This window comes from uncultured Sphingomonas sp. (assembly GCF_964021865.1).
GTDB lineage: Bacteria > Pseudomonadota > Alphaproteobacteria > Sphingomonadales > Sphingomonadaceae > Sphingomonas.
The window spans coordinates 39,401-61,212 of sequence record NZ_CAXIAM010000016.1 but is presented as its reverse complement, the minus strand read 5'-3'; the positions used below and the strand labels follow the sequence as shown (position 1 = coordinate 61,212).

Genomic DNA, 21,812 nt, shown 5'->3' with positions numbered 1-21,812 from the left:
GGTCGAGCTGATCGTCTCGGGCGCGGATACGACCGGGGAGAGCTTCTATTTCCTAGAGATGAACACGCGGTTGCAGGTCGAGCATCCGGTGACCGAGGAGATCACCGGGCTTGATCTGGTCGAACAGATGATCCGCGTCGCGGCCGGCGAGAAACTGACGTTCGGGCAGGACGACGTGCGGCTCGACGGCTGGGCGATCGAGAACCGCGTCTATGCCGAGGATCCGTATCGCGGCTTCCTGCCCAGCATCGGGCGGCTGGTCCGCTATGCGCCGCCGGCGACCACCGACAATGACGGCGGGTCCGGGGGGAACGCCGTCCGCATCCGCGTCGACGATGGCGTCGCCGAAGGCGGCGAGGTCAGCATGTTCTACGACCCGATGATCGCCAAGCTCGTCACCTGGGCCCCGACCCGCGCGGCGGCAATCGACGCGCAGGTCGCCGCGCTCGACGCCTTCACGATCGAAGGACCGGGGACCAACCTGCATTTCCTGTCCGCGCTGATGCAGCACCCGCGCTTCCGCTCGGGCGAGATCACCACCGGCTTCATCGCCGAGGAATATCCCGACGGCTTCCACGGCGCGCCCACCACCCCCGCGCTCCTGACGACGCTCGCCGCGGTCGGCGCCGTCGCGGCCCACGCGCAGGTGACGCGCGCCCGGCTGGTCGATGGGCAGCTCGGCCATGTGCTCGCCGCACCCGCCGACTGGGTCGCCCGCGTCGATGGCCACGATCATCAGGTGACGATCCGCGACGGCCGCGTCACGGTCGATGGCACGCCGCTCGACGCCACCATCGCCTACACCCCCGGCGCGCGCACCGCGCAGGTCGGCGGCGACGATCCGCTGACCGTCGCGATCGCCAAGGGCCGCGACGGCTTCACCCTCACCGCGCGCGGCGCCCGCCACAAGGTCCGCGTCCTGCCCGCGCATGTCGCCCCCTATGCCGCGCATCTGATCGAGAAGGTCCCGCCCGACCTGTCGAAATTCCTGATCGCGCCGATGCCGGGTCTGCTCGTCCGCCTCGATGTGGCGACGGGCGACCGCGTCGAGGCCGGGCAGGCGCTGGCGGTGGTCGAGGCGATGAAGATGGAGAACATCCTGCGCGCCGAGAAATCCGGCACCGTCGCGACGGTGCAGGCGCAGGCCGGCGATAGCCTGGCGGTCGATCAGGTCATTCTCGAGCTGGAATGATGCCGCCGCGACACATCGCGACATATTAGCGCTGGACGGGCGCCTTATGCGTGCGTCATGCACGGCGATATGAGGCGCGTTCTTCTCTGCACGACGATGGCGCTGGCGGCGGCCGGCTGCACCGTCGGCCCCGATTATCGTCCGCCCGCCGCCGCCGAGCTGGCGGTGCCCGCCGGCTATTCGGTGCGCGCCGCGCCGACGCCCGAGGATCTGACGCGCTGGTGGCAGCGGTTCGACGATCCGGTGCTCGGGCAGCTGGTCGAGCAGGCGTCGGCCGCGAACACCGATGTCGCGCAGGCGGTCGCGCGGCTGCGGCAGGCGCGCGAGGCGCTGGTGCAGAGCCGCGCCGACCTGCTGCCGACGCTCAGCGGCAATACCGGCTACAGCCGCTCGGAGACGCTGCGCGGCGGCGGCCAGACGATCACGCTCCCCGATGGCACCGTCCAGAACATCGGTGGTGGCGGCGGCGCGAACAATTTCTCGGTCGGCGGCAGCGCTTCGTACCAGCTCGGGCTATTCGGCGAGGTGCGCCGCACGATCGAGGCGAGCCGCGCGCAGTACGAGGCGTCAGGCTTCGACTATGCCGCCGCACTGCTGACCGTCCAGCAGGAGACCGCGCGCAACTATATCCTCGCGCGGCTGTATCAGCAGCAGCTTGCCAATGCGCGCGCCAGCCTCGCGTTGCAGGAGGACAATCTCGAGATCGCGGGCTTCCGGTTGCAGGCCGGGCTCGTCTCGTCGCTCGATCAGGAACAGGCGCGGCAGCAGCGCGCGCAGACCGCCGCGACGATCCCGACGCTGGAACAGCAATATAACGCTGCCGTCTCGCGGCTCGGCGTGCTGACCGCGCAGGCGCCTGGCGCGCTCAAGCCGTTGCTCGCCGAGGTGCGCGCGATCCCGACCGGCACCCCGCCCGCCGGGATCGGCATCCCCGCCGACGTCCTCCGCCAGCGCCCCGACGTGCGCGCCGCCGAGCGCGCGCTGGCCGCCGCCACCGCGCAGATCGGCGTCGCACAGGCCGCGCTCTATCCGAACTTCACCTTCAGCGGGAACATCAACGCGCGTGCCAACACCGTCGGCACGCTGCTCGACACCGTCACCGGCGGATTGTTCGCGGGGCTGACGCAGGCGATCTTCAACGGCGGCCGGCTGCGCAGTCAGGTGCGCGGGCAGGAGGCGGCCGCCGACGCCGCGCTCGCCGCCTATAAGGGAACGGTGCTGACCGCGCTGGAGGATGTCGAGAACGCCGTCGTCGCGCTCGACACCGCCGACCGCCGCGAGCGCGAGCTGGCGGTCGCCTATGAGGCCGCCGGCAACGCCGCCCTGCTGTCGCGCGAACAATATCGCAGCGGGCTGAGCGACTTCACCACGCTCAGCCAGCAGGAAGCGACCCTGCTCACCACCCGCAACAGCGCGGCACAGGCGCGCGCCGACGAGGCGACCGCGCTGGTGCAGCTCTTCGCCGCGCTCGGCGGCGGCTGGGACAGCACGACCGTCCCGACCGCCCCGCCGCGTGTCGCCCCCGCGCCGACGCTCGTCCAGCCCGCCCCGACGCCCGCCTCCACCAACGGAAATCCCTGATGGCCGACCCCAATCTCGACGATTTCCTCGGTGTGAAGCCGCAGCCGGCGTGGCGGCGCTGGGGCAAGTGGGTGCTGGTGCTCGCCGCCGTCGTGCTGGTCGGCTTGTTGCTGTCGCGCTGCGTGTTCGGCGATCCCGACAAGGTCGATTATGCGACCACGCCGGTGACACGCGGGCGGCTGACCGTCTCGGTCTCGGCGACAGGCAAGCTCGCGCCGACCAATCAGGTGACGGTCGGCTCGCAGCTCTCGGGGCTGGTTACCAAGGTGGTGGTCGACGTCAACGACCGGGTCACGGCCGGGCAGCCGCTGGCGCTGATCGACCCCGAGCAGATCGACGACCAGATCAACGCCGCCAAGGCGACGCTCGCCGCCAACGAGGCGCAGGTGGCGCAGGCGCGCGCGACACTGGCGGAGTCGCAGGCGCAGCTCGCGCGGCTTAACGAGGTCTATCGGCTGTCGAAGGGCCGCGTGCCGTCGAAGACCGAATTGCAGACCGGGCAGGCCGATGCGCAGCGCGCGAAGGCAGCGCTCAACGTCGCGGAGGCGAACGTCACCGCCGCGCGCGCGCAATTGTCGCAGCAGCAGACGCAGCGTGCGCGCGCGATCATCCGCTCGCCGGTCAACGGCGTCGTGCTCGCGCGACAGGTCGACCCCGGCCAGACCGTGGCGGCATCGTTCAACACCCCGACGCTGTTCGTCATCGCCGAGGACCTGACGCGTATGAAGCTGGAAGTCGCGATCGACGAGGCCGATGTCGGCGAAGTGCAGGTCGGGCAGAAGGCGACCTTCACCGTCGACGCTTTTCCGGGCAAGACCTTCCCGGCGGCGATCACGCGCGTCGATCTCGGCTCGAACCTGACCGTCAGCAACGCGACCTCGTCGTCGTCGAGCAGCACCAGCAGCACCAGCACGACCGGGCAGGTGGTGTCCTACGCCGCCGACCTGACCGTCGCCAATCCGACGTTGCAGCTGCGCCCCGGCATGACCGCGACCGCCGATATCGTCACCGCCGATCGCCAGAACGTCCTGCTCGTCCCCAACGCCGCCTTCCGCTTCAAGCCGAGCGCGAGCGGCGGCAAGCGCGGCGGGATCACCGGCACGATCCTCGCCGGCCCACCCCGCCGCAACGCTGCCCAGCGCAGCGCGACGCTCGGGCGCGGCGCGACGCAGACCGTCTACGTCAAGGGCGCGGACGGCACGCCGCAGCCGGTGCAGGTCACGACCGGCGACACCAACGGCACGCTGACCGAGGTGACCGCGGGCGCGCTCCAGCCCGGGCAGCAGGTCATCACCGGGCAGCTCGCGGCGGGCGAGAGCGCGGGTGCGGCGGGCGGCGCGGCGAAGGGCGGCCGGTCGCGTGGCCAGTGAGGCCGCGCCCCTGATCGCGTTGCGCAACGTGACCAAGGTCTATGGTCAGGGCGCGACGCAGTTTCAGGCGCTCAAGGGCGTCGACCTCGATATCGCCGCGGGCGATTTCGTCGCGGTGATGGGGCCGTCGGGGTCGGGCAAGTCGACGACGATGAACATCCTCGGCTGCCTCGACGTGCCCTCCGCGGGCACGTTCCTGTTCCGCGGCCATCATGTCGAGACGCTCGACCGTGACGAGCGCGCGTTGCTGCGCCGCCGCTATCTTGGCTTCGTGTTTCAGGGCTTCAACCTGCTCAGCCGCACCACCGCGCTCGAAAATGTCGAGCTGCCGTTGCTCTACCGCGGCGACGAGAAGCGCGCGCGGCGTGCGACCGCGATGGCGGCGCTGGAAAAGGTCGGGCTCGATCGCTGGTGGGACCACACCCCGGCGGAATTGTCGGGCGGCCAGCAGCAGCGCGTCGCGATCGCGCGCGCGATCGTTACCCGCCCCGACGTGCTGCTCGCCGACGAGCCGACCGGCAATCTCGATTCGGAGCGCTCGGTCGAGATCATGGAATTGCTCACCGACCTCAATCGCGAGAGCGGGATCACCGTGCTGATGGTCACCCACGAACCCGACATGGCCGCCTTCGCGCGCACCGTCGTCCACTTCAAGGACGGGCTGGTCGAGCGGATCGAGGCGCAACATGCGCAAGGGGAGAAGGTGTCGTGAGGACTCGTCATTGCGAGCGAAGCGAAGCAATCCAGGGCGGCACGCGCGCGGCTCTGGATTGCCGCGTCGCTTCGCTCCTCGCAATGACGAAGGTGGCGTAGATGTTCGGCACCACGCTCCTCCTCGCGCTGCGCTCGATCCGCCGGCACATCCTGCGCTCGTTCCTGACGATCCTCGGCATCGTCATCGGCGTCGGTGCGGTGGTGACGATGGTGACGCTCGGCAAGGCGACCACCGCCGCGGTCCAGTCGCAGATCGCCGCGCTCGGCACCAACATCCTCCAGATCCGCCCCGGTCAGGGCTTCGGGCGCGGCGGCGGCGGGCCACGCCCGCCCGACTTCACGCCGGAGGACGTCACCGCGATCGCCACGCAGATCGCCGGCGTCACCGCGGTCGCCCCGCAGGCGCAGGCCAGCGCCACCGCGATCTACGAAGGCGCGAACTGGTCGACGACGATCAACGGCACCACGGCGGCCTATTTTCAGGTCCAGCCGTGGCCGCTCGCCAGCGGACGATACTGGACGACGCCCGAGGAACAGGCGGGCAAGGCGGTGTGCATCATCGGCAATACCGTCCGCCAGAACCTGTTCCGCGGCGGCGAGGCGGTCGGCGAGCGCTTCCGGCTCGGCGACGTCAGCTGCGACGTGATCGGGACGCTCAGCACGCGCGGGCAGGCCGGGTTCGGCGGCGATCAGGACGATGTCGTCATCATGCCGATCAAGGCGGTCCAGCGCCGGTTCACCGGCAACCGCGACATCCGCCTGATGCTGGTCGGCGTCGACCAGCGGTACCAGACCGCCGGGGTGCAGTCCGCGATCACCGATCTGCTGCGCGAGCGCCGCACGATCACCGACGGGCGCGAGGACAATTTCAACATCTTCGATACCAAGCAGATCAGCGACACGCTGACCGGCACCACCACCGCGCTGACCCGGATCGTCGCGGCGGTGGCGGCGATCAGCCTCGTCGTCGGCGGGATCGGGATCATGAACATCATGCTGGTCAGCGTCACCGAACGCACACGCGAGATCGGCATCCGGCTCGCGATCGGCGCGGTCGCCAACGAGGTGCTGTTGCAGTTCCTCGTCGAGGCGGTGGTGCTGTCATGCCTCGGCGGGTTGATCGGGCTGGTGATCGCACAAGCGGTGATCGCCGGGCTGACCCCGCTGCTCGACGTGCCGTGGACGTTCGACCCGCAGATCAACATGATCGCCTTCGCGATCTCGGCGGTGATCGGCGTGGTCTTCGGCTATTTCCCGGCGCGGCGCGCGGCGGCGCTCAACCCGATCGACGCGCTTCGCCACGAATAGCGGCGGCGCTTCAGCAGGCGGCGCGAAGGACCTCGGCGTCGGCGCGCGCGATCCGGTTCCGGCCGTCGCGCTTGGCCCGGTACAGCGCGGCATCGACCTGCGTGAACAGGTCGCCGGGGGGCTGCGGCTCGCGGAACGTGCCGACTCCGATCGAGATCGTCACCTTGCCGTGCGGCACATTGCCGTCATGCGGCAGGTCGAGCCCGGCGACCGCCGCGCGCAACGCCTCGAAGAAGGCGACCGCATCGCCTTCCTCGGCGACGCGGCATGCGACCAGAAATTCCTCGCCGCCGATGCGGAACGCCATGTCGGCGACCGGCGCGATCCGCTTGCGCAACAGCGCGCCGATCTGCCGCAGCACCAGATCGCCGGCGGCATGGCCGTACAGATCGTTATAGGCCTTGAAATTGTCGACATCGACGATCCCCACCGATCGCACCGACCCGTCGGTCGCCGCCTCGGCAAAGGCGGGGAAGTCCGCCGAATAGGCGCGACGATTGGGGATGCCGCACAGCGGATCGAGCCGCGCCGACCGCGCCTCGGTCACGTCGGAGAACACCCACAGCCGTCCGGCGAACGCGCCGTCGGTGACGAACGGCACGCTACGCCGCATCAGGATGCGCCCGTCGCGCAGCAGCAGTTCGTCCTCGACCGGCTCGTTCGTCGGGGTGACGCGATCGACTTCGTTCAGGAATTGCGCGGGGTCGACGAGCTGCTGACACGCATAGCCTAGCATCAGATGCTCGTCGCGTGTCGCCGCGATTTCCTCGGGCACGCCCCATTGGCGAATCAGCGCGGCATTGCTGTAGATCACGCGGCGATCGGCATCGATCAGCACGACGCCGTCCGGCAGCGAGTCGAGCGCCATTTCGAACAAGGACTTACTGACGCTGGTTCCCGGGTTCGTCATCGCAGGTCTGCCACTTGCACCAAAGGGTGATCTTAACGGCAAACGGTAAAAAGATGGTTAACGCCCGGAAGGTGCGTGACGCGCGCGTCAGCCAGCCTTATCGATCGCGGCCTGACGCTCCTCGCGCGACCCCGCGCGCAACAGGTGCGAATCGGGCCGCAGCAACGCCTCGGGCGCGTGGACCAGCTCGCGCAGTCGCTCCAGATCCTCCTGCGTGTCGACGTCGATCAGTTCGGCGGCGTTCGCGACGACGTGCCGCCCCGACTGGATCAGATCGCGTGCGCCCTGATCGCCGGTGATCGCCAGCACTTCCTCGAAGCGGTCGCGTCCGAACAGCACCGGCGGGCGCGGGGTGGTGCCGTCGCTCGACGCGACCACCGCTTTCCCGTCGAGCACGGCCGCGGCGTCGAACAGGCGGTAGATGTGCGCGGCGGTGACGCGCGGCATGTCGGCCAGCGCGATCAGCACCGCCTTGGCATCGCGTGCCCGCGCGCAATCGACCCCCATCCGCACCGACGATGCCATGTCGCGGTCCGCGGCATCATTGTGCAGCACCGTGAACCGATGCGCGGCATAATCGATCGCGCAGCCGTCAACGACGACGATCCGCTCGCGGAACGGCATGTCCTCCAGTGCGACCGCGACGTGCAGCCCCAGCGGGCGCGCGAGGAACTGCTCTTCCAGCTTGTTGCCCGTTCCGAACCGGTCGGAGCGTCCGGCGGCCAGCAGGATCAGGACGGTATCTTCAACGGCGATCATGAAAGGCTCCCACCATGGCGGCGGCGATCGACAGCGCGATCTCCGCCGGGCCGATCGCGCCGATGTCGATGCCCACCGGGCCATCGATGCGGTCGAGTTGATCGGTGTCAACGCCCGAGGCCGCCAGTCGCTCCCGCCGCGCGGCATGGCTGCGGCGGCTGCCCAGCGCACCGACATAGGCGGCGTCGCTCGCCAGCGCCGCGATCAGCGCAGGGTCGTCGATCTTGATGTCGTGGCTCAGCGTCACGACCGCGGTCGCGCGCCCCGGCTTCCACGCCGCCACCGCCTCGTCGGGCCAGCGATCGTCGAGCGTCACGCCCGGAAAGCGCTCCTCGGTCAGGAACCGGCCGCGCGGGTCGATCACCACCACCTCGATCCCCAACGTCGTCGCCAGCGCCGCGAGGCTCTGCGCGATCTGCACCGCGCCGACGATCAGCAACCGGCGCGGCGGGTCGTAGCGGTTGACGAACACCTCGCCCGTCTCCTGCGGGCGCAGGTCGGAATGGCCGGTGGAAAGATCGGTGGTGACGGTCAGCGACTGTCCCGCCGCGCGCGCCTCGGCGACCCGGTCGAACAATTCGGGGTCGAAGCCATCCGCGCTGACCGGCTGGACCATTACCGAAATCTCGCCGCCGCACGGCAAGCCGACCTGCCATGCGCTGTCATCGGCGACTCCGTACGTCTTCACCGCGAATGGTGCGCCCGCGATCACCTGCGCGGCGGTGTCGAGGATGTCGCCCTCGACGCATCCGCCCGACACCGATCCCTCGAACCGCCCGTCGCCGTGGACCAGCATATGGCTGCCGCGCGGCCGCGGCGCCGAGCCCCAGGTCGAGACGACGGTGGCAAGCGCCAGCGGCTCGCCCTTCCAGGCGGCTGCGGCGGCGAGGACGGAATCATTGTCGGCCATGAGGTTCTTTCGGGTGAGTCCGTCATTGCGAGCGTAGCGAAGCAATCCAGTGTACCGCGAGACGCCCTAGATTGCTTCGCTACGCTCGCAATGACGAACTAGACCGCCGGCAATTCCGCCAGCAACTTGTCGCAGGTGATCGGATAGTCGCGCACGCGCACGCCGGTCGCGTGATAGATCGCATTGGCGATCGCCGCGCCCGCGCCCGAGATGCCGAGCTCACCGATCCCCTTGGCGTGGATCGGATTGGCGTGGATATCGCGCTCGTCGAGGAACGCGACCTCGATCTGCGGAATGTCGGCGTTCACCGGCACGTGATATTCGGCGAGATCGCGGTTCACCACCTTGCCGTTGCGCGGATCGTGTACCAGCTCCTCGGTCAGCGCCGCGCCGATCCCGAACGTCATGCCGCCCAGGCATTGCGACCGCGCGGTCTTCTCGTTGAGAATGCGCCCCGCCGAGAACACGCCCAGCATCCGCTCGACCCGGACCTCGCCGGTCGTCACATTGACCTTCACCTCGGCGAAGTGCGCGCCGTAGCTGGCCTGACGATGCAGCTTCTCCTGCTTGCCTGGTGCGATGCTCCCGGTGACGGTCATGCCCTCGCCGACCAGCTCACCGATCGCGACCGCGCGATTTTCGGCGATCGCGCGCCCGTCCTTCAGCGTCATCGCCTCGACGTCGACGCCCATCGCCTTGGCCAGCTTCTCGCGCAGCCCTTCGCACGCCAGATAGACCGACGATCCCGACGATCCCGCGCCCCACGATCCGCCCGACCCCGCCGACGGCGGGGCGGCGCCGTCGCCGAGTTCCACGGTGACGCTCTCGAGCGGCAGGCCCAGCGTCTCGGCGGCGATCTGCGCGAGGATCGTATAGGTGCCGGTGCCGATATCGGTCATGTCGGTCGACACGATCGCGCGACCGTCGCTCGTCAGCTCGACGCTCGCCGACGACTTCTGGAGCATGTTCGACCGCACCGCCGCCGCGACGCCGATGCCGTGCAGCCACTCGCCCCGCCGGTCGTTCGCCGGTTGGGCCTTCCGGTCGGCCCAGCCGAACAGCTCGGCCCCCTTGTCGAGACACGGGACCAGCAAGCGTGACGAGAAGGGGATATCCTCCTGCGGGTCGCTCGCCGGCTCGTTGCGGCGGCGCAGCTCGATCGGGTCGATCCCGACCTTGTACGCCAGCTCGTCCATCGCCGCTTCCAGCGCCAGCATGCCGACCGCCTCGCCCGGCGCACGCATCGAGCCGGCGAGCAGCCAGTTGAGCCGCACCAGCTTGTGATCGATCAGCCGGTTTTCGGCGGCATAGGCGAATTGCGTCCCGATCCCGGCCGGCTCGAAATAATCCTCGCCCGGCAGATTGCTGGCCAGCGTCTCGTGTCCCAGCCCGGTCAGCTTGCCATGCGCGTCCGCCGCCAGCCGAATGCGCTGCTCGGTGTTCGAGCGGCGGACGGTGGCGTCGAACACCTGCTGGCGCGCCATCGCGACCTTCACCGGCCGGTCGAGCCGCTTCGCCGCGATCGCCGCTGCGACGCTTTCGGGCGCGATGCCGAGCTTCGACCCGAACCCGCCGCCGACATAGCGCGAGACGATCCGCACTTTGTCCTTGCCGACCCCCAATGCGGCTGCGAGCTGCATCTGGTCCGACGCGATCATCTGATAGCTGCCGTGCAGCGTCAGCGCGCCGTCCTTCCATTCGGCGATCGAGGCATGTGGCTCCATCGCTGCCGAATTCTGGCTGGGGGTGGTGTAGGTTTCGTCGATCGTGAAAGCGGCGTCGGCCATCGCCTTGTCCAGATCGCCCTTCGCGACATGCGCCGGCATTTGGTCGGCGGGCGGACGATCCGCCTGGTCGCGATGTGCGGCGAACACATACTGACCCTCGGCGGGCTCATACGCCACCGTCACCTGCGCCGCGGCGTCGCGTGCCGCCTCGAACGTCTCGGCGACGACGATCGCGACGATCTCGCCGTGATAGTCGACCTTCTCGACTCCCTGCGTCGGCGCCTTCTGCGCGCCGCCCTGCTGCGGGTTGCGGATGAAGCTGGGATAGTCGGTGATGACGTCGATCACGCCGGGCAGGCTGCGCGCCGCGTCGGCGACCACGTCGGTGATCTTGCCCGATCCGAACGGCGCGCGCACCAGCACGCCGTAACTCAGCCGCTCGGTCGGATATTCGGCGGCATAGGTCGCCTTGCCGGACACCTTCAGCGGTCCCTCGACGCGGTCGAGCGGCTTGCCGATCACGCCCTGCGTGCCCGCGTCGAGCCAGCTGTGCGGATGCGGCTCGTTCATCGTCAGGCTGCGCGTATCCTCGCGCCCGAGCACCTTGTCGATCAGCGTCATTGCGTCACCTCGCGCAGGCTGGCGATCAACGTGCGTCGCGCCAGCGGGATCTTGAAGTCGTTGGTGCCGAAGCCCTTCGCGCCGTCGAGCAACGCATCGGCAGCGGCGTTGAAGGCGGCGTCGGAGGGTGCCTTGCCGACCAGCGCCGCCTCGACGGCCGGGTTCCGCCACGGCATGTGTGCGACCCCGCCGAACGCCAGCGCCGCCTTGGTGATGACGCCGTCCTCGACCGTCACCACCGCTGCGACCGAGAAGAGCGCGAACGCGTACGACGCGCGATCGCGCACCTTGCGGTACAACTGCCGCCCGCCCGGCGGCGCGGGCAATTCGACATGGGTGATGAGTTCGCCCGCCTCCAGCACGTTCTCGATGTGTGGGGTGTCGCCGGGCAGGCGATAAAAGTCGCCGATCGGCACGCGCCGCTTGTCGCCATCGGCCTTCTGCGTGACGATCACCGCGTCGAGCGCGCGCATCGCCACCGGCATGTCACCGGGGTGCGTCGCGATACACTGATCGCTGGTGCCGAGGATCGCATGGATGCGGTTGAATCCGCCGATCGCCTCGCACCCGCTGCCCGGCTGGCGCTTGTTGCACCCCGCGGCGGTGTCGTAGAAATAATAGCAGCGCGTCCGCTGGAGCAGATTGCCCCCGGTCGTCGCCTTGTTGCGCAACTGCCCCGACGCGCCGGCCAGCAGCGCGCGGCTCAGCACCTCGTACTTGGCGATCACACGCGGATCGGCGGCAAGGTCGCTGTTCGGCACCAAGGCACCGATCGTCAGTCCGCCGTCCTCGCGCTCCTCGATCGTGTTCAGGTCCAGCCGGCTGATGTCGACCAGCTTCTCCGGCGTCTCGACCTGCAATTTCATCAGGTCGAGCAGGTTGGTGCCGCCAGCGATGAACCGCCCGCCGGCACGCGTGGCGCTCTCGACGCTGTCGGCGCGCGCATAGTCGAAGGTCTTCATGCGTCCACCTTCGCGCTGGCGTCGGCGACCTCACGGATCGCATCGACGATGTTGGGATAGGCGGCGCAGCGGCAGATGTTGCCGCTCATCCGCTCGCTGATCTCGGCATTGTCGAGGTCGGCGCTGGTCAGATCGGCGGAGGCATGGCTCGGCCATCCCTTCTTCACCTCGTCGAGCATCCCGACCGCCGAGCAGATCTGTCCCGGCGTGCAGTAACCGCACTGATACCCGTCGTGCCGCACGAACGCGGATTGCAGCGGGTGGAGGTTTTCGGGCGTGCCCAGCCCCTCGATCGTCACGATCTCGTCGTCCTGGTGCATCACCGCCAGCGTCAGGCAGGAATTGATCCGCCGCCCGTTCACCAGCATTGTGCACGCGCCGCATTGCCCGTGGTCGCAGCCTTTCTTGGAGCCGGTCAGCCCCAGATGTTCGCGGCACAGATCGAGCAACGAGGTGCGGACATCCACCTCCGCCTCGTGCGACTGGCCATTGATCGTGAAGTGCATGTGTTCCGCCTCTCCGCTGACCCGGCAAGAACGTCGGTGGGCAAGCGGAGGTCCGTGCGAACGATTCTCATGGGAATTGTTCAGCTTTCCGCTGCTATGCGACGCGGAAAGGCGGGAGGTAGGAATGATGCGTAAGGTGGTGATGGCGGGCGCGGTGTTGCTGGCGACCAGCGGGTGCGTGCGCACCGCGTGGAACGTCGCGACGCTGCCGGTGAAGGCGGTCGGCAAGACCGCCGATCTGATGACGACCAGCTCCAAGGAGCGTGACGAGAAATACGTCCGCAAGCTGCGCAAGGAGCAGGAAAAGCGCGACGAGGAATGCCGCAAGCATCCGGATACCTGCGCGGCGGACGGTAATCAGGGCCAGCGCCTGCCGGCGGGTTACTGACCAGAGTATCGTCGCCCCGGACTTGATCCGGGGCCCCGCTTCCTATTCTGCGGTCGGCCGGAGCGGGATTCCGGATCAAGTCAGGGGTGACGGCAGAAATTTCACTCCGTCGACGGCGCGTTCGGCTGATGCCCGTCCTTCTCCTCGCCGGCCTGATTCCCGCCGTGATAGCCGCGCTCGCTCTGCCCGCCCTTGAAGTGCCCGCCCTGCTTGCCCGAATGCGGGTTGGGATAGGCGCCGCCCTGGCTCTCGCCGCTGCTGTCCCGCCGGCTCGCCACCTCGCCGGTGCCGTCGGGATCGTGCGGCGCGGTGCCCTCGCCGTCGGCTTGCATCGGTTGCTTGTCGGTCATGTCGCTCTCCGTGCGCGGGATATACGGTCCCTACGCACAAGCGGCGGCATGGGGTCCGTTACGGCTTGATGCCCCAATGCGCATATTCCGCATCCACCACCGGCCACGCCGTGCGCGCGGCCAGCAGGTCGGCGGCGGCCTCCGCCTTTCTTCCCATCCGGTTGCGGATCACGCCGCGCAGGAACAGGCTGGCCGGCAGATCCGGCTCGTCCTCCAGCGCCGCGTCGAGATCGGCCAGCGCGGCGTCGAGCCGGTCGAGCCGGAAATAGACCATGGCGCGGCTGTCGAGCGCGGCCAGCCGCGCGCCGGATTCGATCGCCTGCGTGCAGTCCTTCAGCGCGCTGTCCAACTGGATGCGCGCGGTCCCCTTGGTCCAGCAGCGGCTGTTGAGCAGTTGCGCATTGCCGGGGTTGGCCGCGACTGCGGCGTCCATCGTCGCCACCGCCCCGGCGGCGTCGCCGGCACGTGCCTGCAGATTGGCCTTTTCCGACATATAATTGGGCACCTCGCTGCCGCCTGCCGCGATCCGCTCGTCCAGCATCGCCAGCGCGGCGTCCTTTTCGCCGTGATCCAGCATGAAGCGCGCCATCTGCATCGTCGCGCCCGCCGCGTCGGGGCTCAGCGCCAGCGCCTCGTCAAGGTCGGCGCGTTGCCGCTTCGCATCGCCTGTCATGGCATAGAGGTACGCGCGTCGCAGGTGCAGGTCCGCGTCGGGCGCGATCTCGATCGCCTTGCTCAAATCGGGGATCGCCCCGGCGAAATCGAAGATGCCCGACCGGAAATTGGCACGGTTCTGGTACGCGCCCGCCTCGGTCGGCTCGGCGGCGATCGCCTTGGCATAGGCGGCCTCCAGCGGCTTCAGCCGGTCGCCTTGCCGCGCGCTCATCACTTCCGCGATATGCGCGCGCAGCGAGGCGGGGGCGGCGACCTCCAGCTTGCGGGTCCGCGCCAGCGCAACCCGCGCGCGCTCCGCCGGGATCGCCGCGACCGCGACCTCGGGCTGGATCAGCGCCACGTCGTCGTCGACGCTGATGGTCGCGCCGCTCTGCGCGACGCTGCGCTTCACCGTGCGACCGGCCAGCGGCGCGTCGAAGCTGCGTGCGCCCTCGATATCGAAGCCCTTGCCGTCGCCGGGCATCTCGACGCGGAGATGATACAGGGTGCGTGACGGCTGCCCCAGCGCGACCGGGATCGCGCGCCATGCCGGGCGGCCGCGGTCTGGCGTGAACGACAGATCGTCCAGCGTGCGATCGAGCGACAGCCGCCGTCGCCGTCCGCGCTCTTCCTTCCACTGCGTCGAGATGATCGCGGTGGCGGTCAGCGTGCCGATGCCGGTGTCCGCATCGAACCCCAGCGACTGATCGACCACCCACAACTCGCCCAGGACCGGGGTGAGCGCACCTTGCGCCATCTCGCGCGTCTGCTCCGGCGTCGCCTGCGTCGCGACCAGCCCCAGCATCGCGCCCCCCGGTCCGCGCATCTTCATCGTCACGGTCGCGAGCGTGGGCAGCGTCACCCCGGCACGATTGTCGAGCACGACGGTCATGTCGCCGTCGGGGCGCGCCGGTGCGCGGAACGGCACCGGCATCAGCGTCGCGCCCGCGGCGCGAACCGGCAGGACGGTGCGGAATGCGGGCACGTCGCGCAGATCGGTCAGCTTCGTGCCGGTCATCGTGCCGTCCAGCCACAGGACCTCGTCACCGATCGTCGCGCGCACCAGCACATGGTCGAACGCGCCGGGGGAGGGCAGGCGGTCGGAGAAGACGTCCCCGGCCTGCGCCGGCGCCAGCACCGGCTCGGCGTCGATGTCCATCGCGTGCAGCAGCGCCAGCAGCAGCAGCGTCTTGGCCTTGCAGTCGCCGTACCGCAGCGTCCAGGTCTGCGCCGGTGCCTGCGGCGTGTAATTGCCCCCGGCCATGCCGTTGTAGAGGTAGCGGATCTTTTCCTGCACCAGCTCCAGCGCCAGTCCGGCGCGCTTCACCGGGTCGCGGTCGGCGGCCTCGATCCGCTTGACCTCGGCGGCCAGCGGGCTGCCCGGCGCGATCAGCCCGTCGGTCGCGTACAGCGGCGCCATCGTCCGCGCCACCGCCGCCCAATCGGGGAAGCTGGCCACCTCCACGAACGGCGGCTGGACGAAGCGGGCGGGCATGTCGCCGGGCATGTCGGGCTGCTTGGGCAGCGCGTCCGCGATCACCAGTTCGCGCATCCCGCCCGCGGTCGTCTCGACCGGCTTGGCACCCTCGGCCTGCACCTTCCAGCGCATCGCGGTGTCGGCGGGCCACAGGAACCGGGTGCGGGCATAGCCGGCGCGCTGCGGCGCCACGACCAGCCCGGCCTGCGCCTGCATCTGGCCCTTCAGCGCCTTGTCCGTCTGCGTGATCGAGATGGTCGTGTGCACCACGTCGCCGATCCGCAGCCCCTCGATCGGCAGGTTGGCGGTCACCACGCCGTTGATCTCGCGCTGCTCCAGGCTCGTCTCGCGGCGCAGCACCGTGAAGCGCTTTCCCCCCGCCAGCAGGTCGATATGCTCGGCCCCGCGGATGATCTCGACGCGGTGGACGATGAAATCGCCCTGATCGGGCTGCCACGGGATCGCCAGCATCCCGGCCTGCGTCATCAACTCGGGCGAGGCGACGCGGGTGGCGGTGTCGACATAGCGCCACACCTGCCCGTCCTTCAGCCGTTGTTGCGTGTCGAGCAGCACCAGCACCGGCGCAGCCGCCGTCAGCTGCGCGGGGGTGATCGGCGGGGCGGGTTTCACCCAGTCGGGCGCGGGCTGATAAAGCGGCGTCTCGCTCGCGTTCGCCGCCCCTGCGGCCAGTGCGCACACCGCCGCCGTCGTCCACCATCGCATCGTTCGAAAGCTCCCCCTGAGCGGCCATGATATCGGCCACGCAGGGGGAGGCAATCGCGATTATTGCATACCGTTCAAGGTCACACCAGTTCGGCCAGCGCGCTCGCCTCGAAGCCCTTCAGCCCCGCGGCATCGCCCGCCCGCACCTTCGCCACCCATTCCGGGTCGCTGATCAGCGCGCGCCCGACCGCGATCAGGTCGAATTCGTCGCGCTCCATCCGCGCCACCAGTCGGTCGAGATCGGTGCTGGTCGATCCCTCGCCACCGAACGCCGCGAGGAACTCGCCCGACAGCCCGACCGAGCCAACGCTGATCGTCGTCGCGCCGGCCAGCTTCTTGGCCCAGCCCGCGAAGTTGAGCCCGCCCTCGCCGTCCAGCTCGGGGAACTCGGGTTCCCAGAAGCGCCGCTGCGAGCAATGCAGCACGTTCGCCCCGGCCTCGACCAGCGGCAGCAGCCAGTCGGTCATCGCCTCCGGCGTCTCGGCCAGCCGCGCGCGATAATCCTGCTGCTTCCACTGGCTCACGCGCAGGATCACGGGCATGTCCGGCCCGACCGCCGCGCGCACCGCCTTGACCACCTCGCCCGCGAACCGCGACCGTTCGCGGATCGTCGCGCCGCCGTAATTGTCGTTGCGCTGGTTGGTGCCGCCCCAGAAGAACTGGTCGATCAGATAGCCGTGCGCGCCGTGGATCTCGACCGTGTCGAAGCCGAGCGCCTTGGCCTCGGCCGCCGCGCGCGCGAAGGCGGCGATCGTGTCGGCGACATCCTCGTCGCTCATCGCCTGACCGCGCGCTTCCTCGGGTGCGTTATAGCCCGACGGGCTTTCGACCGGCTGCGGCGGTGCCCAGTCGCCCGCCGGCGGGCCGCTGGTCGCACCGGTGTGCCAGATCTGCGGCCCCATCTTGCCGCCTGCCTCATGCACCGCGTCGATCACGCCCTTCCAGCCGGCGAGCGCGTCGTCGCCGTGGAAGAACGGGATGCCGGGATGGTTGCGCGACGATGGCCGGTCGATCACCGTCCCTTCGGACAGGATCAGCCCGACGCCGCCCTCGGCGCGGCGGCGGTAGTAAGCGGCATTGGCCTCGCCGACCACGCCGCCCGGCGCCATCGTGCGCGTCATCGGCGCCATGACGATGCGGTTGGGCAGCTCCAGCGAGCCGAGCGAGAAGGGACGGAACAACGTATCGACCGAAGCGGAGGACATCCACGGCGCCTTTTCTTGTGATTGCGGCCCTTCAGGTATATATCGGAAACCTGAGGTCAATAACGCACCTGCGATCGACTAGGTATACTCATGGAAACCGCCACCCTTTCGCCGCCCCCCGGCTACCAGCCCGTCTGCCAGCATTTTTCGGTCGATTGCCCCAGCCGCGCGCTGCTCGACCAGATCGCCGACAAATGGTCGATGATGGTGCTGACCGTGCTCGACGCCGGGCCGATGCGCTTCAACGCGATCCGCCGCCATCTGGAGGGCGTGACGCAAAAGGCGCTGACGCAATGCCTGCGCCGGCTGGAGCGCAACGGCATGGTCTCGCGCCGCGTCATCCCGGCCTCGCCGGTCGCGGTCGAGTACGCGATCACCCCGCTCGGGCGTTCGCTCCACCAGCCGTTCAAGGCGCTGTACCGCTGGACGATCGAGAACATGCCCCACGTCGAGCAAGCCCGCCGCAGCTTCGACGAGAAGGTGGCGGCCTGAATACCTCGTCGTCCCGTTCCTTTCCCCAACCCGTTCGTGCTGAGGAGGCATTGAGCTTGTCGAAATGCCGTCTCGAAGCACTGCCCCGCGCGCGTGCCCTTCGAGACGGGTCTTCGACTTCGCTCAGCCCCTCCTCAGGGCGAACGGAGATGGGTTCTCGAAAGACCATCACATGAAAAAGATCGGCTTCCTCTCCTTCGGCCATTGGTCGAACGCGCATGGCTCCGCCACCCGCTCGGCCAGCGACGTGCTCCTGCAGTCCATCGACCTCGCGGTCGCCGCGGAAGAACTCGGCGCGGACGGCGCCTATTACCGCGTCCACCATTTCGCGCAGCAGCTCGCCTCGCCGTTCCCGTTGCTCGCCGCGGTCGGCGCGAGGACGCGCACGATCGAGATCGGCACCGGCGTCATCGACATGCGCTACGAAAACCCCTTCTACATGACCGAGAATGCGGGCGCGGCAGACCTGATCGCGGGCGGCCGCCTGCAACTCGGGATCAGCCGCGGCTCGCCCGAGCAGGTGATCGAGGGCTGGCGTTACTTCGGCTACGCCCCCGCCGCCGGGGAGAGCGATGCCGACATGGGCCGCCGCCACAGCGAATTGTTCCTGCGGCTGCTGGACGGCGAGGGCTTCGCCAAGCCCAATCCGCAGCCGATGTTCCCCAACCCGCCGGGCCTGCTCCGGCTCGAGCCGCACGCCGACGGCTTGCGCGAGCGGATCTGGTGGGGTTCGGCATCGAACGCCACGGCGGTCTGGGCAGCGCAGATGGGGATGAACCTGCAAAGCTCGACGCTGAAGGCCGACGAGAGCGGCGAGCCGTTCCACGTCCAGCAGGCCAAGCAGATCCGCGCCTATCGCGAGGCGTGGAAGGCGGCCGGCCACACCCGCACCCCGCGTGTCTCCGTGTCGCGCTCGATCTTCGCGCTCACCGACGATCGCGACCGCGCCTATTTCGGGCGCGACGGCGGCGGCGACCAGATCGGGGTCATCGACAACATGCGCGCGGTGTTCGGCCGCTCCTACGCCGCCGAGCCCGAGCGGCTGATCGAACAGCTCCGCGCCGATGAGGCGATCGCCGAGGCTGATACGCTGCTGCTGACCGTCCCCAACCAGCTCGGCGTCGATTACAACGCGCATGTGCTGGAGAACATCCTCCGCCACGTCGCGCCGGCGCTGGGCTGGCGGTGACGCTCGCCGTCATTGCGAGCGCAGCGAAGCAATCCAGGGCGTCCTGATCCGGCCCTGGATTGCCGCGCTCCGCTCGCAATGACGGGGTGGGCGATGTCCTACACCACCCGCATTCGGCTATTCATTCCATAGCCGCAGCCCCGACGCATACCCCCGCTCGCGTCTCAACATTCGCAACATTCGCCTCCCCCCGCGAACCCCGCTAAAGCCCCGCCGCCATGATCCGCATCACCGACCTGAAACTGCCGCTCCACCATTCCGAGGAGGCGCTGCCCGCCGCGATCGTCAAGCGGCTGCGCATCACCCCGCGCGACCTGATCCGCTTCACGGTCGCGCGGCGCGGCAACGATGCGCGCGAACATGGCCGCATCCAGCTCGTCTATACGGTTGACGTCGCGGTGAAGAACGAGGGCACCGTGCTCGCGCGCAACCGCCGCGACCGCGACGTCTCGCTCACCCCCGACACCCGCTACCGCGCCCCCGAACCCGCAAAGGACGGCGCGCCGCGCCCGGTGGTGATCGGCGCCGGCCCCTGCGGCCTGTTCGCCGCCTTGATCCTCGCGCAGGCCGGCTACCGCCCGATCATCCTCGAGCGCGGCAAGGTGGTGCGCGAGCGGACCAAGGACACCTGGGGCCTGTGGCGGCGCAGTGTCCTCAACCCCGAATCGAACGTCCAGTACGGCGAGGGCGGGGCGGGGACCTTCTCCGACGGCAAGCTCTACAGCCGCATCAAGGACCCGCGCCACCTCAACCGCAAGGTGCTGACCGAGTTCGTCAAGGCCGGCGCGCCCGAGGAAATCCTCATCGAGGCGCATCCGCATATCGGCACCTTCCGCCTCGTGACGATGGTCGAGAGCATGCGCGCGACGATCGAGGAACTCGGCGGCGAATATCGCTTCTCGACCCGCGTCACCGGCTTCGACGTCGTCGAGCAGGGCGGGGAGCGCCGCATCAAGGGCCTGCACCTCCACGACGGCGGCTATCTGGCGGCGGAGCATGTCGTGATGGCAATCGGCCACAGCGCGCGCGATACGTTCGGAATGCTGGTCGAGGCCGGCGTCCATGCCGAGGCGAAGCCCTTCTCGATCGGTGTCCGCATCGAGCATCCGCAATCGTGGATCGACCGCGCGCGCTTCGGCCCCGATGCCGGGCATCCGGTGCTCGGCGCGGCCGAATATCACATCTCGCATCACTGCTCGAACGGGCGGACGGTCTACAGCTTCTGCATGTGCCCCGGCGGCACCGTCGTCGCCGCGACCAGCGAGGAAGGCCGCGTCGCCACCAACGGCATGAGCCAATATTCCCGCAACGAGCGCAACGCCAATTCCGGCTTCGTCGTCGCGATCGATCCCGAGCGCGACTACCCCGGCGACCCGCTCGCCGGGCTCGCCATGCAGCGCGAGATCGAGGCGAAAGCCTTCGTCGCGGGCGGCTCGAACTATCACGCCCCCGCGCAGCGCGTCGGCGACTTTCTCGCTGGCCGCGCCTCGACGACGCTCGGCAGCGTCGTGCCGTCGTACAAGCCCGGCGTCACCCCCACCGATCTCGCCGAATGCCTGCCCGACTTCGCGATTGCGGCGATGCGCGAGGCGATCCCGGTGTTCGGCCGCCAGATCAACGGCTACGACCACCCCGATGTCGTGATGACCGGGGTCGAGACGCGTACTTCCTCGCCGGTGCGCTTCACGCGCGGCGAAGACATGCAGAGCCTCAACACGCGCGGCCTGTACCCGGCGGGGGAGGGGGCGGGTTATGCCGGCGGCATCCTGTCGGCCGCGGTCGACGGCATCCGCGTGGCGGAGGCGGTGGCGGCGCAGATCGCGCGCGCATGACGGTGATCCTGTTCAACAAGCCCTATGACGTGCTGAGCCAGTTCACCGACCGAGGTTCGCCCACCACGCGCGCGACGCTATCGGATTTCGTCGACATGCCCGGCGTCTACCCCGCCGGTCGGCTCGACCGCGACAGCGAGGGGCTGTTGCTGCTCACCGACGACGGCCGGCTCCAGTCGCGGATCGCCGACCCAAAATTCAAGCTGCCCAAGACCTATTGGGTGCAGGTCGAGGGCGTGCCCGACGCGGCCGCGCTGGCGGCGCTGCGCACCGGCGTGCTGCTCAAGGACGGCATGACCCGCCCCGCCGAGGTCGAACCGCTCGCCGCGCCCGACGTGTGGCCGCGCACGCCGCCGATCCGCTACCGCGCGAGCATTCCCGACACATGGATCGCGCTGACGATCCGCGAGGGGCGCAACCGGCAGGTGCGCCGCATGACCGCCGCGGTCGGCCACCCGACGCTGCGGCTGATCCGCTGGCGGGTCGGCGACTGGTCGCTCGGCGATCTCGCGCCCGGCGCGTGGCGGGCGGCATGAAGATATTCTTCGACGGCGGCTATTCGCCCGCCGGGATGGAATATGCGCTGGTCGCGGGCGGTCGGACGTACATGCGCCGTGATCTTGGTCCCGGCAGCAGCATGGAGGCCGAGTGGCTGGCGCTGACCGCCGCGCTGACGCTCGCCAACGATCTCGGGCTCGCCGAGGCGGTACTGCTCGGCGACGCCGCGGCGGTGATCGCCCAGGCGCACGGCGCGATCCGTTGCCCGGCCGCCTATCGCGATCATTACGAACGCTTCCACGCGCTCCCGCGCCCCGCCGGCCGGCTGCGCATCCGCTACATCAAACGGACGCAGAATCTGGCGGGTATCGCGCTGGAGGCGGTGCAGCAGATGAGCATTTCCAACTCTCTCCTCCGTTCGCCCTGAGCCTGTCGAAGGGCGTG

The 21,812-nt window shown here is 69.3% G+C and carries 20 protein-coding genes; 11 read left to right on the top strand and 9 right to left on the bottom strand.

Annotation, left to right across the window (positions count from 1 at the left end; translation table 11 throughout):
* The 5 genes from AADI75_RS06490 to AADI75_RS06470 form a co-directional block, all read left to right on the top strand.
* Window positions 1-1,192 (top strand): biotin/lipoyl-containing protein (locus AADI75_RS06490; RefSeq protein ID WP_341208227.1); only part of this gene is annotated, 1,192 nt, incomplete at its 5' end.
* A gap of 69 nt (window positions 1,193-1,261) precedes the next feature.
* Window positions 1,262-2,773, top strand: coding sequence for an efflux transporter outer membrane subunit (locus tag AADI75_RS06485; RefSeq protein WP_341208226.1), 1,512 nt, complete (start codon window positions 1,262-1,264; stop codon window positions 2,771-2,773).
* Window positions 2,773-4,143 carry an efflux RND transporter periplasmic adaptor subunit gene (locus AADI75_RS06480; protein ID WP_341208225.1) on the top strand — a complete coding sequence of 457 codons (1,371 nt, stop codon included), beginning with the start codon at window positions 2,773-2,775 and terminating at the stop codon, window positions 4,141-4,143. The genes AADI75_RS06485 and AADI75_RS06480 overlap by 1 nt, the downstream gene beginning before the upstream one ends.
* Window positions 4,133-4,855, top strand: a complete 723-nt coding sequence (locus AADI75_RS06475; RefSeq protein WP_341208224.1) for an ABC transporter ATP-binding protein — start codon at window positions 4,133-4,135, stop codon at window positions 4,853-4,855. The genes AADI75_RS06480 and AADI75_RS06475 overlap by 11 nt, the downstream gene beginning before the upstream one ends.
* Window positions 4,856-4,956: 101 nt before the next feature.
* The gene (locus tag AADI75_RS06470) at window positions 4,957-6,165 is read left to right on the top strand and encodes an ABC transporter permease (protein WP_341208223.1); all 1,209 of its coding nucleotides are present in this window, start codon (window positions 4,957-4,959) and stop codon (window positions 6,163-6,165) included.
* 10 nt (window positions 6,166-6,175) lie between these two features.
* Here the strand turns inward: AADI75_RS06470 and AADI75_RS06465 are convergent, their stop codons facing one another.
* The 6 genes from AADI75_RS06465 to AADI75_RS06440 all read right to left on the bottom strand — a co-directional run bounded on the left by AADI75_RS06465 (window position 6,176) and on the right by AADI75_RS06440 (window position 12,560).
* Window positions 6,176-7,075, bottom strand: coding sequence for a diguanylate cyclase (locus tag AADI75_RS06465; RefSeq protein WP_341208222.1), 900 nt, complete (start codon window positions 7,073-7,075; stop codon window positions 6,176-6,178).
* 87 nt (window positions 7,076-7,162) lie between these two features.
* Window positions 7,163-7,834: a nucleotidyltransferase family protein gene (locus AADI75_RS06460; protein ID WP_341208221.1), complete on the bottom strand. Its 672-nt coding sequence runs from the start codon at window positions 7,832-7,834 to the stop codon at window positions 7,163-7,165.
* A complete protein-coding gene (locus tag AADI75_RS06455; protein WP_341208220.1) occupies window positions 7,821-8,744 on the bottom strand; it encodes an XdhC family protein in 924 nt (307 codons plus the stop codon). The genes AADI75_RS06460 and AADI75_RS06455 overlap by 14 nt, the downstream gene beginning before the upstream one ends.
* A gap of 98 nt (window positions 8,745-8,842) precedes the next feature.
* Window positions 8,843-11,092, bottom strand: a complete 2,250-nt coding sequence (locus AADI75_RS06450; RefSeq protein ID WP_341208219.1) for a xanthine dehydrogenase family protein molybdopterin-binding subunit — start codon at window positions 11,090-11,092, stop codon at window positions 8,843-8,845.
* Window positions 11,089-12,054 carry a xanthine dehydrogenase family protein subunit M gene (locus AADI75_RS06445; protein ID WP_341208218.1) on the bottom strand — a complete coding sequence of 322 codons (966 nt, stop codon included), beginning with the start codon at window positions 12,052-12,054 and terminating at the stop codon, window positions 11,089-11,091. Before AADI75_RS06445 ends, AADI75_RS06450 begins: the two co-directional genes overlap by 4 nt.
* Entirely contained in the window at window positions 12,051-12,560 is a 510-nt protein-coding gene (locus AADI75_RS06440; RefSeq protein ID WP_341208217.1) for a 2Fe-2S iron-sulfur cluster-binding protein, read from the bottom strand. The genes AADI75_RS06445 and AADI75_RS06440 overlap by 4 nt, the downstream gene beginning before the upstream one ends.
* A 127-nt stretch (window positions 12,561-12,687) precedes the next feature.
* Here AADI75_RS06440 and AADI75_RS06435 point away from each other — a divergent pair, with 127 nt between their 5' ends.
* On the top strand, window positions 12,688-12,948 hold the full coding sequence (locus tag AADI75_RS06435; protein WP_341208216.1) for a hypothetical protein: 261 nt from the start codon (window positions 12,688-12,690) through the stop codon (window positions 12,946-12,948).
* Between the two features lie 101 nt (window positions 12,949-13,049).
* On the opposite strand, the gene AADI75_RS06430 is transcribed toward AADI75_RS06435, so the two are convergent.
* The 3 genes from AADI75_RS06430 to AADI75_RS06420 form a co-directional block, all read right to left on the bottom strand.
* Window positions 13,050-13,298, bottom strand: coding sequence for a hypothetical protein (locus tag AADI75_RS06430; protein WP_341208215.1), 249 nt, complete (start codon window positions 13,296-13,298; stop codon window positions 13,050-13,052).
* A gap of 58 nt (window positions 13,299-13,356) precedes the next feature.
* Window positions 13,357-16,152: a DUF3857 domain-containing protein gene (locus AADI75_RS06425; protein ID WP_341208214.1), complete on the bottom strand. Its 2,796-nt coding sequence runs from the start codon at window positions 16,150-16,152 to the stop codon at window positions 13,357-13,359.
* Between the two features lie 80 nt (window positions 16,153-16,232).
* On the bottom strand, window positions 16,233-17,357 hold the full coding sequence (locus tag AADI75_RS06420; protein ID WP_341208213.1) for an NADH:flavin oxidoreductase: 1,125 nt from the start codon (window positions 17,355-17,357) through the stop codon (window positions 16,233-16,235).
* 90 nt (window positions 17,358-17,447) lie between these two features.
* Between AADI75_RS06420 and AADI75_RS06415 the strand changes: the two genes are divergently transcribed.
* The 5 genes from AADI75_RS06415 to AADI75_RS06395 all read left to right on the top strand — a co-directional run bounded on the left by AADI75_RS06415 (window position 17,448) and on the right by AADI75_RS06395 (window position 21,795).
* Window positions 17,448-17,849: a helix-turn-helix domain-containing protein gene (locus AADI75_RS06415; protein WP_341208212.1), complete on the top strand. Its 402-nt coding sequence runs from the start codon at window positions 17,448-17,450 to the stop codon at window positions 17,847-17,849.
* Window positions 17,850-18,021: 172 nt separating this feature from the next.
* Window positions 18,022-19,038, top strand: coding sequence for an LLM class flavin-dependent oxidoreductase (locus AADI75_RS06410; RefSeq protein WP_341208211.1), 1,017 nt, complete (start codon window positions 18,022-18,024; stop codon window positions 19,036-19,038).
* Between the two features lie 218 nt (window positions 19,039-19,256).
* Window positions 19,257-20,870 (top strand): NAD(P)/FAD-dependent oxidoreductase, encoded by a 1,614-nt coding sequence (locus tag AADI75_RS06405; RefSeq protein ID WP_341208210.1) that lies wholly within the window; start codon window positions 19,257-19,259, stop codon window positions 20,868-20,870.
* Window positions 20,867-21,406: a pseudouridine synthase gene (locus AADI75_RS06400; protein ID WP_341208209.1), complete on the top strand. Its 540-nt coding sequence runs from the start codon at window positions 20,867-20,869 to the stop codon at window positions 21,404-21,406. The genes AADI75_RS06405 and AADI75_RS06400 overlap by 4 nt, the downstream gene beginning before the upstream one ends.
* Window positions 21,403-21,795 carry a reverse transcriptase-like protein gene (locus AADI75_RS06395; protein WP_341208208.1) on the top strand — a complete coding sequence of 131 codons (393 nt, stop codon included), beginning with the start codon at window positions 21,403-21,405 and terminating at the stop codon, window positions 21,793-21,795. Before AADI75_RS06400 ends, AADI75_RS06395 begins: the two co-directional genes overlap by 4 nt.
* Window positions 21,796-21,812: the final 17 nt, after the last annotated feature.